This is a genomic window from Streptomyces mobaraensis (genome assembly GCF_020099395.1).
GTDB lineage: Bacteria > Actinomycetota > Actinomycetes > Streptomycetales > Streptomycetaceae > Streptomyces.
The window spans coordinates 4325653-4342349 of sequence record NZ_CP083590.1 but is presented as its reverse complement, the minus strand read 5'-3'; the positions used below and the strand labels follow the sequence as shown (position 1 = coordinate 4342349).

The 16697-nt window shown below is 74.2% G+C and carries 15 protein-coding genes; 11 read left to right on the top strand and 4 right to left on the bottom strand.

Annotated features, from left to right (window positions below; translation table 11 throughout):
• Positions 1-123: 123 nt before the first annotated feature.
• Both K7I03_RS19045 and K7I03_RS19040 read right to left on the bottom strand, forming a co-directional pair.
• Positions 124-2739 carry a bifunctional FO biosynthesis protein CofGH gene (locus tag K7I03_RS19045; protein ID WP_185942553.1) on the bottom strand — a complete coding sequence of 872 codons (2616 nt, stop codon included), beginning with the start codon at positions 2737-2739 and terminating at the stop codon, positions 124-126.
• A gap of 280 nt (positions 2740-3019) precedes the next feature.
• Positions 3020-3877 (bottom strand): TIGR03619 family F420-dependent LLM class oxidoreductase, encoded by an 858-nt coding sequence (locus K7I03_RS19040; protein ID WP_185942552.1) that lies wholly within the window; start codon positions 3875-3877, stop codon positions 3020-3022.
• Positions 3878-4083: 206 nt separating this feature from the next.
• Between K7I03_RS19040 and K7I03_RS19035 the strand changes: the two genes are divergently transcribed.
• From K7I03_RS19035 to K7I03_RS19015, 5 genes are all read left to right on the top strand, one after another.
• Positions 4084-5595, top strand: coding sequence for a CehA/McbA family metallohydrolase (locus K7I03_RS19035; RefSeq protein WP_185942551.1), 1512 nt, complete (start codon positions 4084-4086; stop codon positions 5593-5595).
• Positions 5596-5993: 398 nt separating this feature from the next.
• Complete coding sequence (locus K7I03_RS19030; RefSeq protein WP_185942550.1) at positions 5994-6803, top strand: hypothetical protein; 810 nt, start codon at positions 5994-5996, stop codon at positions 6801-6803.
• A 94-nt stretch (positions 6804-6897) separates the two neighbouring features.
• Positions 6898-7203: a hypothetical protein gene (locus tag K7I03_RS19025; protein ID WP_185942549.1), complete on the top strand. Its 306-nt coding sequence runs from the start codon at positions 6898-6900 to the stop codon at positions 7201-7203.
• A 55-nt stretch (positions 7204-7258) separates the two neighbouring features.
• Positions 7259-7993, top strand: a complete 735-nt coding sequence (locus K7I03_RS19020) for a hypothetical protein (RefSeq protein ID WP_185942548.1) — start codon at positions 7259-7261, stop codon at positions 7991-7993.
• 201 nt (positions 7994-8194) lie between these two features.
• Positions 8195-8533 carry a hypothetical protein gene (locus K7I03_RS19015; RefSeq protein WP_221902918.1) on the top strand — a complete coding sequence of 113 codons (339 nt, stop codon included), beginning with the start codon at positions 8195-8197 and terminating at the stop codon, positions 8531-8533.
• A gap of 62 nt (positions 8534-8595) precedes the next feature.
• On the opposite strand, the gene K7I03_RS19010 is transcribed toward K7I03_RS19015, so the two are convergent.
• Both K7I03_RS19010 and K7I03_RS19005 read right to left on the bottom strand, forming a co-directional pair.
• Complete coding sequence (locus tag K7I03_RS19010; RefSeq protein ID WP_185942547.1) at positions 8596-8829, bottom strand: hypothetical protein; 234 nt, start codon at positions 8827-8829, stop codon at positions 8596-8598.
• Positions 8826-9635, bottom strand: coding sequence for a MerR family transcriptional regulator (locus K7I03_RS19005; RefSeq protein ID WP_224347115.1), 810 nt, complete (start codon positions 9633-9635; stop codon positions 8826-8828). Before K7I03_RS19005 ends, K7I03_RS19010 begins: the two co-directional genes overlap by 4 nt.
• A gap of 229 nt (positions 9636-9864) precedes the next feature.
• Here K7I03_RS19005 and K7I03_RS19000 point away from each other — a divergent pair, with 229 nt between their 5' ends.
• The 6 genes from K7I03_RS19000 to K7I03_RS18975 all read left to right on the top strand — a co-directional run bounded on the left by K7I03_RS19000 (position 9865) and on the right by K7I03_RS18975 (position 16658).
• Positions 9865-10572, top strand: coding sequence for a hypothetical protein (locus K7I03_RS19000; RefSeq protein WP_221902917.1), 708 nt, complete (start codon positions 9865-9867; stop codon positions 10570-10572).
• A 245-nt stretch (positions 10573-10817) separates the two neighbouring features.
• Positions 10818-11180, top strand: a complete 363-nt coding sequence (locus tag K7I03_RS18995; protein ID WP_185942545.1) for a cupin domain-containing protein — start codon at positions 10818-10820, stop codon at positions 11178-11180.
• A gap of 630 nt (positions 11181-11810) precedes the next feature.
• Positions 11811-14741 (top strand): AfsR/SARP family transcriptional regulator, encoded by a 2931-nt coding sequence (locus K7I03_RS18990; protein WP_185942544.1) that lies wholly within the window; start codon positions 11811-11813, stop codon positions 14739-14741.
• A 235-nt stretch (positions 14742-14976) separates the two neighbouring features.
• On the top strand, positions 14977-15144 hold the full coding sequence (locus tag K7I03_RS18985; protein ID WP_185942543.1) for a hypothetical protein: 168 nt from the start codon (positions 14977-14979) through the stop codon (positions 15142-15144).
• 287 nt (positions 15145-15431) lie between these two features.
• The gene (locus tag K7I03_RS18980; RefSeq protein ID WP_185942542.1) at positions 15432-15629 is read left to right on the top strand and encodes a hypothetical protein; all 198 of its coding nucleotides are present in this window, start codon (positions 15432-15434) and stop codon (positions 15627-15629) included.
• Positions 15630-16307: 678 nt separating this feature from the next.
• Positions 16308-16658 carry a hypothetical protein gene (locus K7I03_RS18975; protein ID WP_224347114.1) on the top strand — a complete coding sequence of 117 codons (351 nt, stop codon included), beginning with the start codon at positions 16308-16310 and terminating at the stop codon, positions 16656-16658.
• The last annotated feature ends 39 nt before the right edge of the window (positions 16659-16697 follow it).

Sequence of the window (16697 nt, the reverse complement as noted above, 5' to 3'; positions counted from 1 at the left end):
ACACGCGGGGGCCCCTGCGGGGGGCTGTGCCCCGGTCCCTCCCCCAGAGGGGGTACCCCCACCTTCGCCGATTCCTGGGGGCAAGCCCCCAGACCCCGGCATCGCGGCTCCGCCGCGAGGTCCTCAAACGCCGGACGGGCTGGGAGGTGCCCCCAACACCGGCAGCAATCGCGGCAGATGCCCGTCCGAAGCCGCCGCGGCGGCCCGCCGCTCCTCCGGAACCAACCCATAAAGCGTCGTACGCGCCCGCGCCGGCCGCCCCGCCGCCTCCGCGATGGCGACTAGGTCCCGCACCGAGCGGTACGAGCCGTACGAGGAGCCCGCCATCCGGGAGATGGTCTCCTCCATCAGCGTGCCGCCCAGGTCGTTGGCGCCCGACCGCAGCATTTCGGCGGCACCCTCGGCGCCCAGTTTCACCCAGCTCGTCTGGATGTTGGTGATGTGCGGATGGAGCAGCACGCGAGCCATCGCCGTCACCGCCCGGTTGTCCCGCATCGTGGGCCCGGGGCGGGCGATGCCGGCGAGGTAGACGGGGGCGTTGGTGTGGATGAAGGGGAGGGTCACGAACTCCGTGAAGCCGCCCGTCTCCTTCTGGATCTCCACCAGTTTCCGGAAGTGGCCGAGCCAGTGCCGGGGCTGGTCCACGTGCCCGTACATCATCGTGGACGAGCTGCGGATGCCGAGCGAGTGCGCGGTGGTGACGACCTCCACCCAGTCCTTCGTCGGCAGCTTGCCCTTGGTGAGCACCCAGCGGACCTCGTCGTCGAGGATCTCGGCGGCCGTGCCGGGGATGCTGTCGAGGCCGGCCTCCTTGGCGGCGGCGAGCCAGTCGCGGATCGAAAGCCCGGTCCTGGAGGCGCCGTTGACGACCTCCATGGGTGAGAAGGCGTGCACGTGCATCCCCGGCACCCGCTCCTTCACCGCCCGCGCGATGTCGAAGTAGGCGGTGCCGGGCAGGTCGGGGTGGATGCCGCCCTGCATGCAGACCTCGACGGCGCCGACCTCCCACGCCTGCTGGGCGCGGTCGGCGACCTGGTCCAGCGACAGCGTGTAGGCGTCAGCGTCGGTGCGGCGCTGCGCGAAGGCGCAGAAGCGGCAGCCGGTGTAGCAGACGTTGGTGAAGTTGATGTTGCGGGTGACGATGTACGTGACGTCGTCGCCGACCGTCGCCCGCCGCAGGTCGTCGGCGATGCCGCAGAGGGCGTCCAGGGCCGGGCCGTCGGCGTGCAGGAGGGCGAGCGCCTCGGCGTCCGTCAGCCGCGTCGGGTCGTCCGCGGCCTGCCGCAGCGCCGCGCGGACGTCACCGTCCAGCCGCTCGGGGACCATGCCGGGGGCCGCCGCCTCGCGGAGCGCCTCCCAGTCGCCGTACACCTCGTCGAAGTCGGCGCGCCGGTCGCCGGTGCGGCCCTCGCTGTCGATGGTGCGGTGGAGGTCGGTGCGGCCGGTGGGGACGAACACCTCTTCCGGCTCCTGCCAGGGGCGGCCCTCCACGACGGCGTCCTCGCGCGCCAGCCCGGTCTCCGGGTCGGCCAGCGCGCGGACGTGCGGGAGGATGCGCGGGTCCAGCCAGGGCTCGCCCCGCTGGATGAACTCCGGGTAGACGGCGAGACGTTCCTTCAGCTCGAAGCCCTCGGCGGCGGACCGCGCCGCGAGCTCGTCGATCTGCGGCCAGGGCCGCTCGGGGTTGACGTGGTCGGGGGTGAGCGGCGAGACGCCGCCCCAGTCGTCGACGCCCGCCCGGATGAGCCGGCCGAACTCCTCGTCCACCAGGTTCGGCGGCGCCTGCAGGCAGGCGGACGGCCCCATGATGTGCCGGGCGACGGCCACCGTGGCGACCAGGTCGTCCAGCTCGGCGTCGGGCATCCCGCGCATCGCCGTGTCCGGCTTGGCGCGGAAGTTCTGCAGGATCAGCTCCTGGATGCCGTGGTACGCGCGGGACACGCGGCGCAGCGCGAACAGCGACTCGGCGCGCTCCTCCGCCGTCTCCCCGATCCCCAGCAGCAGCCCGCTGGTCAGCGGTACGGAGCTGCGGCCCGCGTCCTCCAGGTGGCGCAGCCGGACGGCGGGCTCCTTGTCCGGCGACCCGTGGTGCGGCCCGCCGGGCTCGCTCCACAGCCGCTCCGCCGTGGTCTCCAGCATCAGCCCCATGGACGGCGAGACGGGCTTGAGCCGCTGGAAGTCGGTCCAGGACATGACGCCCGGGTTGAGGTGCGGCAGCAGCCCGGTCTCCTCCAGGATGCGGATGGAGATCGCCCGGACGTAGGCGAGGGTGTCGTCGTAGCCGTGCGCGTCCAGCCACTCGCGCGCCTCGGGCCAGCGGTCCTCGGGCTTGTCCCCGAGGGTGATCAGGGCTTCCTTGCAGCCCATCGCGGCACCCCGGCGGGCGACGGCCAGCACCTCGTCCGGGGACATGAACATCCCCTCACCCGCCCGCCGGAGCTTGCCGGGGACGGTGGCGAAGGTGCAGTAGTGGCAGCGGTCGCGGCAGAGACGGGTCAGGGGGATGAAGATGCTCTTGGAATAGGTGATGACCCCGGGCCGCCCGGCGGCCTCCAGCCCCGCGTCCCGGACCCGGGCGGCCGAGGCACAGAGGTCCTCCAGGTCGCCCCCGCGCGCCTGAAGCAGCACGGTCGCCTCGGTGACGTCCAGCGCGACGCCGTCCCGGGCCCGTTTGAGCGCGCGTCGCATCGCGTTCGCGGTCGGCGGTGGCGAGACGGGCCGTTGTGCGCTCGAAGTCATCCCCCGAGCATACGAGGGCAAAGCGGGGATGCCAGGGGGCATCGCGCCGGGGTTGTTGTGCCGATGCTCACGGTCCGTGAGACGGGGCGGGGGAGGCCCCCGCACCCCCAAGCGCCCTGCGGGCGCTGTCCTCAAACGCCGGACGGGCTGAGTGGTTGCGCCCGGGCGCGCTATCCAGCCCGTCCGGCGTTTGAGGACGAGCGGCGGAGCCGCGACAGGCGGGGTCCGGGGCGCAGCCCTGGAAGAAACGGAGAAAGGGCGGGACCGGGGCAACCACCCCTCACAGAAACTCCGCATGCGCGTCCAGCGCCCGAAGCACCTCCCCCTCCCCCGCCGCCGGCAGCCCCACCACGACCTCTTCGATCCCCAGCTCCGCGAGATGCGCGAGCTTGCCCGCCGACGGGTGGACGGCGTACGGCACTACGGCCGGCTCGCCCGGCCGCCCCGCGTCCGCCCACGCCTGCCGCAGCCGGGGCAGCGCCTCGCGCAGCCCGCCGCCTCCGATGGGCAGCCAGCCGTCCGCGTACTCCGCGACGGCCGCGAACAGCCCGGGGCCGGCGGCCCCGCCGATCAGCGTCCGGGGCCCGACGAGCGGCGGCGCGCCGACCCGCTGCCGTGGCGGCAGCAGCGGCTTGGGGTACGCCCAGCTGGCCCGTACGGACGCGAACTCGCCTTCGTACGCCGTCGGTTCGTCCTCCCACAGCGCCCGCATCAGCGCCATCCGGTCGCGGACCAGCCGGCGCCGGGTCGCCCAGTCGACGCCGTGGTCGGCGGCCTCCTCGACGTTCCAGCCGTAGCCGACGCCGAGGGTGAAGCGGCCGCCGCTGAGGTGGTCCAGGGTGGCGGCCTGCTTGGCGAGGACGACGGGGTCGTGCTGGGCGACGAGGGCGACGCCCGTGCCCACGGTGATCCGGTGGGTGACGGCGGCGGCCTGGGCCAGCGCGACGAACGGGTCGTAGGCCCGCCCGTACTCGCGCGGCAGCGGGTCGCCCGCGGGCGAGGGCGTCGTCCGTTCGACCGGGATGTGGGTGTGCTGGGGCAGGTAAAGACCCGAGAAGCCGCGCTGTTCGAGCTCTCGGGCGAGCCGGACCGGGGTGATCGTCTCGTCCGTGAGGAAGACCGTGGTCGCGATCCGCATGCGGGAGAACCTCCGTCTGTCGCCTGTACCCACGGTAATCCCTGGGCGGCCGCGCGTGACCCATGTCGAACGGGCGACACACGACCGTCATCCGCCGTCCGTCGCACCGCCCGTTCCGCGAGGCGCGCGGGTGGCGTAGAACAAGGCGGCACAGGGCGGCACAGGACGAGACGGCACGAGCGCTGGAGGTCCGGGTGGAGCGGCGGATGGCACGACGGGATGTCCTGAAACTGACGGCTGTCGCGGGAGCGGCGGGTGCCCTTACGCTCGATGGCGTGACGTTCGCTCACGCCGCCGGCGCACCGGCGCCCGGCGGCAGCGGCACGACGGAGACGCGCAAGGTGACCGGCAGCCTGCCGGCCGGCGCGCCCGACTTCGTCCACCTCCCCGTGGAAGTGCCGCGCGGCGTCCGCGAGATCGCGATCTCGTACACCTACGACCGGCCGGCCGTGCCGCCCGGCGTGCCGGGCAACGCCTGCGACATCGGGGTCTTCGACGAGCGCGGCACCGGCCCCGACGGCTTCCGGGGCTGGTCGGGCGGCGCCCGCACGGAGTTCTCGATCAGCGCCGAACGGGCCACCCCCGGCTATCTGCCCGGCCCCGTCCGGCCCGGCACCTGGCACGTCGTCCTCGGCCCGTACACGGTGGCGCCGGCCGGGATGGCGTACGAGGTGAGCGTGACCCTCCGGTACGGCCCGCCGGGCACCACGCCGGAGCCGGTGTACCCGCCGCGGCGGGCGAAGGGCCGCGGCCGGGCCTGGTACCGCGGCGACGGGCACCTGCACAGCGTCCACTCGGACGGCCTCCGCACCCCGGCCGGGATCGCGGCGGCGGCGCGGGCCGCCGGGCTCGACTGGATCGTCACCACCGAGCACAACACCACCTCGGGCCACGCCGCCTGGCAGGGCCTGTGGGGCGACGACCTGCTGATCCTCACCGGTGAGGAGGTCACCACCCGCAACGGCCACGTCCTGGCCCTGGGCACCGACCCCGGCACGTTCGTCGACTGGCGCTACCGCGCCCGGGACGACGCGTTCGGCCGGCACGCGCGGGCGATCCGGCGCGCCGGCGGTCTGGTCGTCCCGGCGCATCCGTACGGCACGTGCGTCGGCTGCTCCTGGAAGTTCGGCTACGCGCACGCGGACGCCGTGGAGGTGTGGAACGGTCCGTTCACGCCGGACGACGAGATGGCCGTCGCCACCTGGGACGCCCTGCTCGCCGGCGCGGCCCGGGAGGGCGGCCGGTGGCTGGCCGCCATGGGGAACAGCGACGCCCACCGCGAGCCGCAGACCGTCGGCCTCCCCCAGACGGTCGTCCTCGCCGACGAGCTGTCCCACGACGCCGTTCTGGCGGGCATCCGGGCGGGGCGGAGCTGGATCGCCGAGTCCTCGGCGATCGGCCTGTCCTTCGCCGTCACGACGGGCGGCGGCGCCCACGCGGGCATCGGCGGCCGGCTCCCGGCCGGGCCCGGCACCGAGGTGACGGCCCGCCTGGCGGTCACGGGCGCGCCGGCGGGCTGCACGGCGGCGTTCGTGACGGACCAGGGCACGGTGCTGTCCGTACCGCTCCCGGCGGACGGCCGGGTGGAGTGGCGGACGACGCCGGCGCGCGCCGCGTACGTCCGGGCGGAGGTCCGCCGCCCGGCCGCGGGGCGGGAGCTGCCGGGAGCGATGGCGGCGATGACGAATCCGGTGTTCCTGGGCCGAGTTGAACGCTGAGGACGGAGAGGGTGGCCAGGATGAAGAGGGAGGAGGGGGGGCGAGTCGGTCAGGACGGAATGAACCGTACGAGGGGCGGCCGATCGGCCGGTACGGAGCGAACCGCCCGTGCCGCGCACAGCCGTTCGCGAGAGGCGGATGCGCCGGACGAGACGCATGGGGCAACCGGTGGCGCCGGCCCCGAACGCCCGCCCCACCGGCTGCTATTACCGTCCGCGTCCGGCGCGCTTGGCCGGTAATGGCACCACATCCGGCTCAGGAGTCAAGTGGAATCCCTCCCGTATCCCTCGGCCGGGCGAAGGTGGCGTGTTAGCGTGCACGCCACGTCAAGCACGCGGCGTCGTTCACCCGTTTTCCGGAAGAGGCGGCTCCGTGCCGTGCTCAACGAAGGGGGATCGGTGAACGGCGACCCGTTCGCGGACTTGCACCAGGCCCGGGAGCACATCCTGGGCATCCAACGGCTGATGTCGGACCTGCGGGAACAGGTACCGCGGGAGGTCACCGGCAGCGACCCCCAAGGCGCCGTCAGCGTACGGCTCGCCGCCGACGGACTGCCCGAGCGCATCGCCCTCGTCACGGACTGGGAGCGGCGGCAGGCGCCCGGCGCCCTGGACGCCGCCGTCACCGCGGCCTACGAATCCGCGCTGCGGGAGCGGCTGGAGGGCTGGTCGCGGTCGATGGAAGGGACGGACTGGGAGCGCCGGGCCGAACGGCTCGACGCCGCCTCGCCGTTCACCGCCGACGCCTCCGGGCGCGGACCCGGGCATGGATCCGGGCACGGCCCCGGGCGCGGACCCGGGTACGAAACGGAATCCGCCGGGGCGCCGCCCGAGATGCCGGAGCCCGACCTCCGGTACGTCCTCCCCCGCCGCCTCGACGAGGTGGCCGAGGAGATGCTGTCCCTGTTCGACCTGGACGCGATCGCCGGACCGGCCGCGGCCGAACCCGAGACGTTCACCGGCAAGTCGGCCGGCGGACAGGTGGCCGTCACCGTGGCCCAGGGAGCACTGGTCTCCTGTTCCGTGCACCCCGCGTGGGCGGCCGGCCGGTCCGCCGTGCGGCTGAACCAGGCCCTCGCCGAGGCCCTGGCCGACGCCCGCGACCGCCTCGTCGCCGGCGCCTCGCGAGGGCCGTCCGCCCACCAGCTGGACGGCCTGTTCAAGGAGGCCATGGCCATCCTCGCCGATCCGGCGCGGTTCGCCGACTGAGCGGGCCGGGCCGGCTCCGGCCGCGCGTCTCGCCCGCAGATCCGTCCCCGCCGGCCGCGGGGAAACGGCCGCACACCACCGGAGGAAGCAGCCCATGGGCGACCCCGATCTCAAGGTCATCACCGACGGCATCCGCACCGACGCCGGGATGTGGGACAAGCAGAGCGCCACGCTCGGCGGCATCCACAACACCGTGGAGGGCCTGCGCATGACCCGCCTGGAGGCCGGTCTGTTCCAGATCCTCGTGTCCGCCTACATGGACGCGGTGGACCAGATCTCCTCCCGGACCTCCGAGGGCCGGGACCGCACGAAGGCGGTCGCGGACGCGCTGGCGGTCAACGCCCGCGCGTACGACGACCACGAGGTGGACACCACGAAGAGCGTCGAAAAGGCGTACTGATCCACCTGATCCACGGCACGGCACGTACAGCAGGCACGGCACAACAGGGGGAATCGTGGCATTCAACGCCGCGCAGTACACGGCGACCATCGACAAGCTGAACTCCGGGCTCACCAACCTGACGGCGAAGCTCAACCAGGTGGGCCCGAAGGCGGAGTCCACCGCCAACAAGTGGTACGTGCCCGAGGTCATCGGCAAGGCGCTGATCTGGTGCGCCAACAAGCTGATCGAGCTGGGCAAGTGGATCCTGAACAAGATCGGTGAGCTCCTCAAGGGGGCCGCCGTCCCCGTCACCGCCTTCAAGGACGCCTACACCTGGCAGCACGACGTACGCGGGCACGCCACCGACGTGGCCGGCAACGTCGCCGCCGACGCGCTCCGGGCGCCCAAGCAGTGGAAGGGCGACGGCGCGACCGCCTACACCTCGGCCGTGAAGCTCCAGCCCACGGCGGCGACGCAGATCGCGACCAGCGCCGACAAGATCGCCACGGCGCTTACCCTCTGCGCCGTCGCGGGCCTCGCCTTCTACGTGGCCCTCGGCGTCATCCTGGTGAAGTTCATCGTCGCCATCGTCGCGGCCATCGCCGCACTCGGCTCGGTGGTGTTCTCGGCGGCCGGCGCGGCCATCATCGTCGAAGAGGCCGGCGTCAACACCGCCCTCATCATCACCGCCGTCACCACGCTCGTCGCCGCACTCGGCGCCCAGGCCCAGCAGATGACGGCCGTGGAGGGCGAGGCGAAGGACAACCGGGCGTTCCCGGGCGGGCAGTGGCCGGTGGCGACGGCCTGAGCGGCTAGGGTCCGAGCGGCCGCGCTCCGCGGCGACCGCGCTTCGGATCGGCTGCGCTCCGGATCGGCCGCGCTCCGGATCGGCCACACGCCGGATCGGCCGCGGCGACCACGGCGACCGCGGCACTCAGGGCGACCGCGCCGCTCAGGGCGACCGCGGCCGACCTGAGCGGCACCGCACGACACAGGAGGCACCCCGCCCATGCACCTTCCCCGCCTGGCCCTGTGGTGCGGCGCGGCCGTCGCCTTCGTCCTGGCCGTCGTCGCCTACGCCGCCCACACGTTCTGGGCCCTCGCCCTCTGCGCCGCGCTCGGAACCGTCCTCGCCGGCGCGGCGGAGGCGTACGCGGACCGCCGCAGGCGGCGCGACTGGTACACCCGCACCTTCGCCTCCTTCGACGAACTCCGCGCCGCCGTCGACGCCCCCGCCCTGCGCCGGGTCCGCGACGAACGGGGCGTGGCGGCGGCGGTCCGGGCGGTCCGGAGCACGTACCCGTCACTGCCGCTGGCGGAGGCGGCGCGACTGGTCAAGACGCTGTGAGGGCGTGAGGGCGTGAGGGCCACCCCCTCCGGCACAGGGGCCCCTCCGGCACAGGGGTCCGCTCAGGCACTCCGGCCCGAGAGCCGCAGGAAGCGGCGTACCCACAGCACGGCCAGGGCCACCGGCAGGGCGACGACGGGCACCGACCAGGGCAGCGCGCCGAACGCCGCCAGGGCGCAGCAGGCCGGGAGGGCGAGGAGGAGCAGGGGAAGCAGCGGGAACAGAGCGAGGACGTGTGCACGGAAGTCCCTCTTGAGGAGGCGCGCCTGACGGCGGTCCCGGACACGGCGGCTCATCCGCGTACCCCCCGCCGCGCGGCGTCGAGATAGGCGGAGAGGTCGCGCCAGCCGTCCGCCGGGGCGTCCGGGTCGCCGGACAGGGCGGCCGGGTCCTCGTCCCAGGCCCGCCGCACGCCCGCCGAGACCTCGCGGTCGCCGCCGGTGAACAGCGTGCTCAGTTCGTCCATGCGGGCGGCCAGCCGCCGTACCCGGGGGTCGGCGGGCGGCACGCCGTCCACGCGCAGCCGCTCCGCGCGGCGGTAGAGCTCGGGCCACTCGACCTCCAGCAGGTAGTGCGCGGCGGGGCCGAGTCCGGCGGCGCGGGCGCGCAGGACGTCGACGCCGTCGGCGTCCAGGTGCCGCCGGAGCACCCGCTCGCCGTGGTCGGCGGCGCCGCCGGTCGCGCGCAGGGCGTCGAGCAGCGGGCCGATCGGGGACGGGGACCGGCCGGACCCGTCCGCGTCTCCGGGCACGTCCGCGTTCCCAGGCCCGTCCAGCGCGTCCCCGGACCTGTCCAGCGCGTCCCGCAGCCCGACGAGCCGCTGCCGCAGGGTGCCGAGCCGCGCGAGCGACGCCTCCACCTCGGCCAGGTGGTCGCGGACGACGCGGGCGGGGTCGACGCCGGAGTCGAGGCACAGGCCGATGGTCTCCAGGCTCAGCCCGAGGCCGCGCAGCGCGAGCACCTGGTAGAGGCGCACGACGTCGGCCTCCGTGTACTCCCGGTGGCCGCCGGCGGTGCGCCGGGACGGGCTGAGCAGCCCGAGGCCGTCCCAGTGGTGGAGGGTGCGCACGGTCAGCCCGCTCGCCTCGGCCAGGGGGCCCACGCGCCAGGTCGTGAAAGGGGAAGCGGAAGGGGAAGGGGAAGCGGAAGGGGAAGCGGTCACGGCACCACCCTGCCTCCTCACGCGACGTGAGGTTCAAGCCGCACCGCCGAACGGCAGAGCCCGGCGTGCCGCGGCCCCCGCGGATCCGCCGATCGGCAGATGGTGGGGCGCCCCCGCGGCCGGAAGAGTGGTGATCACCGAACCGGGCTGACAAGAAGGGGAGTTCACCATGCGAAGCACCAAGAGGCTTGGGAAGGGCGAGGGGCACGGGCGCGGCGGTGCCGCCGGCCGGCGGCGGACGGTGGCCGCGGCGCTCGCGGTGGCCGCCACGTGCGCCGCCGTCTCCGGGCTCGGCCCCGCCGCCTCGGCGTCGGACTCCGCGGCACCGGCCCCTCACGTGAAGCCCACGCAGCCGGCCAAGGCGGCACCGGCCCGGGTGACCGGCGAAGCCCGCCTCGACTTCTCCTACGTCCCCCGGGACGTCATCCGCTTCAAGGTCGACGCGACGTCCGTACCGTTCAGCCACCCGCGGGCCGACCCCGACATGAAGCACGGCCTGCCGACCGACGCCCGGGGCACGGTCTCCTGGTCGCACTGGCAGGCCGCCGACCACACGACCCGACGGGCTGAGGCCGCCGTGGACTGCCTGGTCACGGGCGGGGACACGGCGACGTTCACCGCCATCGTCACCAAGTCCGACATCCCGGGAGAGGTCGGCAAGCGGTACGGGTTCAGCGCCCGGACCGGCGGCCCGGGCAAGGGCCGGTTCGGGTTCCACTGGGCGGTGAGCAACGTGGACGAGGTCGACGGCGTCCCCACCGCGGCACGCGTCGGCACCTGCATGGCCCCCGCGCCGTTCGTCCCGGTGAAGTCGGGCGGTTTCACCGTCCGCCACGCGGAGCCGGCGCCGCTGCCCGCCGCGAAGGAGCGGGGCTGAGGCCCGGCCGGACCCGCCGGGTCCGGAGTTCGGGGCCCGGGGCTCGGAGGGGGCGCCCCGGACTCCGTACCCCGGACCCGGCGCACGGCTCCGGTCGTTCTCCGCACCGGCCTTTCCCCGCCCGCGACGTCACCCGTCCGGCCCACATCGTTCGCCGCCCGCCGCCGCGCGCGCCTACGTTCGTGAGGGCGGGCCGGGCACCGGCCGGCCGGACACCCGAGGACCGACGAACCGAGGAGAGCGCCATGGCCGGTCTCATGCGGAAGAGTTTCGACGCCCCGGAGGAAGTCCGGCCGTTCGAGGACGGCAAGGGGCGGCTGGAGCTGGTGAGCCTGAGCACCGGACCGGTGGGCCGGGCGACGTTCGAGCCGGGGTGGCGCTGGTCCGCGCACGTCGGGCCGATCGCCGGCACCGACAGCTGCCAGGCCGCGCACACGTCGTACGTCGTCTCGGGCCGGATCAGGGTCGTGATGGACGACGGGCAGGAGGAGGAGTTCGGCCCCGGTGATGTGATGTCCTGCCCGCCCGGGCATGACGCCTGGGTCGTGGGCGACGAGGCGTGCGTGATCGTCGACTGGCAGGGGTTCACGGACTACGCGAAGCGGTGAGGCCGGGTGGCCGTCCCGGGCAGCGCCGGCCGGTGACGCGGGACGGCCACCCCGGACCGTGACGCGGGACGGCCACGCCCGACGGTGACGCGGGACGGCCACGCCCGACGGTGACGCGGGGCGACGACGAACCAGTCCTCCCCCCTCCCCCACCTGCCCCACCCACCCCCTGCGACTCTCGTCACCCTCCGGGCCCGGCCCCCTGGAGCATCGGACGGCGACATCCGGCCGTACGCCGCGTCCCACGGAAGCCCCCGCAACCGCCGCCCACCACCGGAGGGACCCCCGCCCGGCCCCCGGACCCCCGCGCCACGCCAGCACCGGCCCCGGCCCGCCGGCCACCCGACACCCCTCTCCCTGCGGGCAGTTGAGGAGACCGGCCCGCCCACATCCCCTGTTCACGTCGCTGCGGGCCCATGCCCCACCCCCCCGTACCCCCGCCCGCCGGAGCGGCGGCCCGGCGGACTCCGTGCCTCCGTCGGAGCGCCGCGCGGCCCCCGGACTCCCCCCGCCGGGGCCCGTCCACAGCGTTTGAAGGCCCTGTGGAGAGGGCCGGACCGGTGCTGACGCCGGGGCCCCGGACAGGGCAGACTGGCCGGTGCCACCGAGCAGGACGAGCAGGGGGTCACGATGGCCGGCGACACAGGGCACGGACAGCGACTGCGCTTCGCCGTGCTCGGGCCCGTCCGCGCCTGGCGCGGCGGCGAGGAACTGCGGACCGGTTCGCCCCAGCAACGGGCCCTGCTCGCCGCGCTGCTGCTGCGCGGTGGCCGGACGGCCACGGCGGCGGAGCTCGTGGACGCGCTGTGGGGCGACGACCCCCCGCACGCGGCACTCGCCGCGCTGCGCACCTACGCGTCCCGGCTCCGCAAGGCGTTCGGGCCGGACGCGGACGTGCTGGCCAGCGAGGCGGGCGGGTACGCGCTGCGGGCCGGCGTCGGCTGCCTGGACATCGACACCGCGGAACGCCTCGCCGCCGAGGCGGAGAAGGCCCGCGCCGCGGGCAACGGCACCCGGGCCAGGGCGCTCATCACGGAGGCGCTGGCCGTCTGGGACGGCGAGCCGCTCGCGCACGTCCCCGGCCCGTACGCCGACACCCAGCGCGCCCGCCTGGAGGAGTGGCGGCTCGGCCTGGTGGAGACCCGGCTCGACCTGGACCTGGAGCTCGGCCACCACGCGGAGGCGGTCTCGGAGCTCACCGCGCTGACCGCCGCGCACCCGCTGCGCGAGCGGCTGCGCGAACTGCTGATGCTGGCCCTGTACCGCAGCGGCCGGCAGGCCGAGGCGCTGGCCGTGTACACCGACACCCGGCGGCTGCTCGACGACGAACTGGGCGTCGAGCCGTGCGCCGAGCTCTCCGAGCTCCAGCAGCGCATCCTGCGCGGCGACGCCGACCTCGCCCCCCACCCCTCCGGCGACCGCGCCGGCAGTGGCCTGTCCTTCGTCCGCCCCGCCCAGCTCCCGGCCACCGTCCCCGACTTCACCGGCCGGGACGCGTTCGTCCAGGAGCTCAGCCACCAACTGGCGACCGCCGAGGGCCGGGTGATGGCGGTGTCCGCGGTGGCGGGCATCGGGGGCGTCGGCAAGACGACGCTCGCCGTGCACGTCGCGCACGCCGCCCGCGAGCACTTCCCCGACGGCCAGCTCTACGTCGACCTCCAGGGCACCGGGCCCGTCGTCGCCGAACCCGAGGCCGTCCTCGGCGCGTTCCTGCGCGCCCTCGGCGTCGCCGACTCTGCGATACCCGAGGGCCTCCAGGAACGCTCCGCCCTCTTCCGCTCCACCCTCGACGGCCGCCGCGTCCTCGCCCTCCTCGACAACGCGCGCGACGCCGCCCAGGTCCGCCCGCTGCTCCCGGGCACGGAGGGCTGCGCGGCCCTCGTCACCAGCCGCACCCGCATGGTCGACCTGGCCGGCGCCCACCTGGTGGACCTGGACGTGATGAGCCCCGAGGAGGCCCTCGTCCTCTTCACCCGCATCGTCGGCACCGAACGCGTCGCCGCCGAGCGCGACGCGGCCATGGACACCGTCGCCGCCTGCGGCTTCCTGCCGCTCGCCATCCGCATCGCGGCGTCCCGCCTCGCCGCCCGCCGCACCTGGACGGTCTCCGTCCTCGCCCGCAAGCTCGGCGACGAACGCCGCCGCCTCGACGAACTCCGCGCCGGCGACCTCGCCGTCAAGGCCACCTTCGAACTCGGCTACGGCCAGCTCGAACCGGCCCAGGCCCGCGCCTTCCGCCTGCTCGGCCTCCCCGACGGCCCGGACATCTCCCTCCCGGCCGCCGCGGCCGTCCTCGACCTCGACGTCGACACCACGGAAGAACTCCTGGAAACCCTCGTCGACGCCTCCCTCCTCGAATCCGCCGCCCCCGGCCGCTACCGCTTCCACGACCTCCTCCGCCTCTACGCCCGCTCCTGCGCCGAACGCGACGAACAGCCCCCGGCGGAACGGGAGGCGGCGATGTCGCGCCTGCTGGACTTCTACCTGTCGACGGCGGCGGGGGTGTACGTGCTGGAGCGGCCGGGGGACCAGCTGCTGAAGAACATCACGCCGACCACCCACCAGGGATTAACGTTCACGGACCGGGCCGCCGGCGCGGACTGGCTCTACGCGGAGGCGCCCTGCATGCTGGCGTGCGTCCGGCAGCACGCCCAGGACACCGGCGAGCCCCTGCGCAAGGCCGTCGATCTGCTGCTCGCGACGAACGACCTCACGGAGTCCGGCGCGTACTCCCGCCTGTACGCGAACGCGGCGGACGACATGCTGGCCGCGGCGCGGAGGGTCGGGGACTCCCGGGCGGAGGGGCGGGCCCGGACCGTGCTCGCCAACGTCCACAGCCTCTCCGGCCGGTTCTCCCAGGCGGACCAACAAGCCGCTGAGGCGCTTCGGCTGGCGCGGGAAAGCGGTGACATCCTTCCGCGGTGCATCGCGGCGAACATCCGCGCCATCGTCGCTATTTACCAGCAGCGCTATGGGGACGCGGAGACGTACTGCGAGCAGGCACTGGCCTCGTTCCGTGCGGACGGCAACCGTCCTGGTGAGGTCAGCGCGCTCAGCAACCTCTCACGCGTCCACGGCGAGACCGGACGGTCGGAGACCGCGGTCCGCCTCGCGGAACAGAGCCTGGCCATCTACCGTGAACTGCAGGTTTCCTGGCGGCTTGCCAACGGCCACTACGCCTACGGCATGGCACTCCGCGCCGCGCAGCGGCACGAGGACGCTTTGGCCCAGTTCGTCGAGGCGTTGTCTATCTTCCGGCAGAACCGGCAGCGGATGTGGGAGGGATGGAGCCTCGCGCGGATGGCGGAGGCATTCCACACCCTGGGCGACCACGCTCGCGGCGCCGCCCACGCCGAACAGGCCCTCGTCCGGTTGCGCGGCATCGGCGGCGAGTGGCGCCGGGGAGGCATCCTCACCGTGCTCGGCCACTGCCTCGACCGTCTTGGTCAGCGCGGTCGCGCGCGGGCCTGCTGGGCGGAGGCCCTACGGACGTTCGAGCAGTTGGGCAACGAAGGGGAGGCGGCGGAGGTACGCCGGCTGCTGGAGATGGCGCACACCTGACCCGGGGTACGCGCAAAGGCGTCATGTGCACGTTCATCGATCGTTTATCGCCAGGTGTCACTCTCATGGTTATCGATCCGTCGCGTCGGGGGGCAGGCGGGTCGCGGTGATGCATCGCCCACCGGGGTGCCCGATCCCGGTGTGCCCGTCCGGCGGTCCTCGGGGGAATCGCCGGACGGGTTTCTCCACCCCGTCGTATCGCACGACTCGCACCGTCCCACAGAGGTGAACGACCATGAGCGAAGAGAACAAGCTCGATCCCATTCCGCCCATTTCCCAGGACGGTTCGGTGGTGAGCGCCGTACCCGGCGTCGCCACCGCGCCGACCAAGCCCAAGGTCAAGAAGCTCGGGGACACACCCACGAGCCCTGACGACCATCACGCGGGCTCCGAGCCGGTCTGAGCATCGGACCGGCTGATCGGTTCGCAGGTGGGCGGGGGTTCCTGACACGTCAGGACCCCGTCCACCGATCCCGGCGGAACCCCAAGGCGCGGGGGAACAGGGGGCTTCGCCGAATGTTCGACAGCTCGGGGCCGGCAGCGGCGGCGGGGAGGGGGAGCCGCCGATGCCGGCCCTGTCCATGCCTACGGGCGGCCGGGACGAGGCCGGGATTTCGGCGCGTCCAGACACGGCCGTACCGCGGGATGCACCGACAACCCACCTCCGTATCCCGAGCAAGAGGAGTCCCCATGGGCCCGACCACCGACCGCGCCAAGAAGACGCTGGTAGCCCTTGCGATCGCCGGGGCGGCCACGGTCCTCGCGATCACGCCCGCCGCCGCCGACCTGCACGCCGGCAGCACGCCGACCTTGCAGAGCGCCGCCGCGTCGCCGCTCGGCGGCGCCGCCGACCACACCACCGGCGCGGACGACCACCACGTGTCATAGGCGTCTGACGGGCCTTCGGCCCACGACAAGGAGCTCCCCCGGCGCAACGGCCGAGGGAGCCCCTGGCCATGCCACGGCCTCCGCGTCATGCGTCGTCACCCGGCAGTCCGATACGGACGCCGCTCCCGGGTGTCAGGGAGCACGGTGGCCGCTCCCGCTTACGCCACACACCATCCGGCCCGCGCTGCCGGCCCGAGGCCCGCGTGGTGATCATCCCCACCGACCCCCGGCCGCACCCGGCCCTCCGGCCCACCAGACCGCACTCCGCCACTCCGCATCGCCACCCCCGATTCGCCGAAGCCGCCGGACCCGGCACGACGTCGTCGCGCCGGTGGCCGCCCATGCCGAACGCGCCTGTTGACGGCAGGCGGGAGCGTTGACGGCAGGGAGACCGGTCCGTTCCTGCTGACCAGTGCCTCCATTCTCATGGAAACCACTGACAACGGCCCCCTCGTAAGCCGAAGGCCGAGGCGCGGCCAGTGGGCCAATGCGCGCCACCTTCCCTACGGCCCGGCGCCTCCGCGATCGCCGTTCCGGTGCCGCCTGTTACCAACAACAACCGTCCTCAGGCCGGGAGTTGAGCCGTGACCGCTGGCTTTCCCTCTGCGTCTCTGCCAAGTTCGAACGCATCAGGTGCATCTGAGAACACCGCAGTCACACGCTTCTCAAGGGATACCCATGTCGCACAACAAACTCGGCCGCACGAAGAAAGCGTTCATCGTCCTCGGGATCGTCGGCGCGACCGCCGCCCTCGGCGCCGGTTCGGCTCTCGCGAGCGACCACACCGGCCGCGACGTCCGCATCGCCTCGGCCGCCCCGGTGGATGACCACGGCACGGTGGCCCCCGTCGACGACCACGGCACCGTCCCGCCCGTCGACGACCACGGCACCGTCCCGCCCGTCGACGACCACGGCACCGTCGCCCCGGTGGATGACCACGGCACGGTGGCCCCCGTCGACGACCACGGCACCGTCCCGCCCGTCGACGACCACGGCACCGTCACCCCGGCCGGCGGCCACAAGAGCTGACCCGGCACACCCGCTCACTACACAGCGGCGTGGCCCACC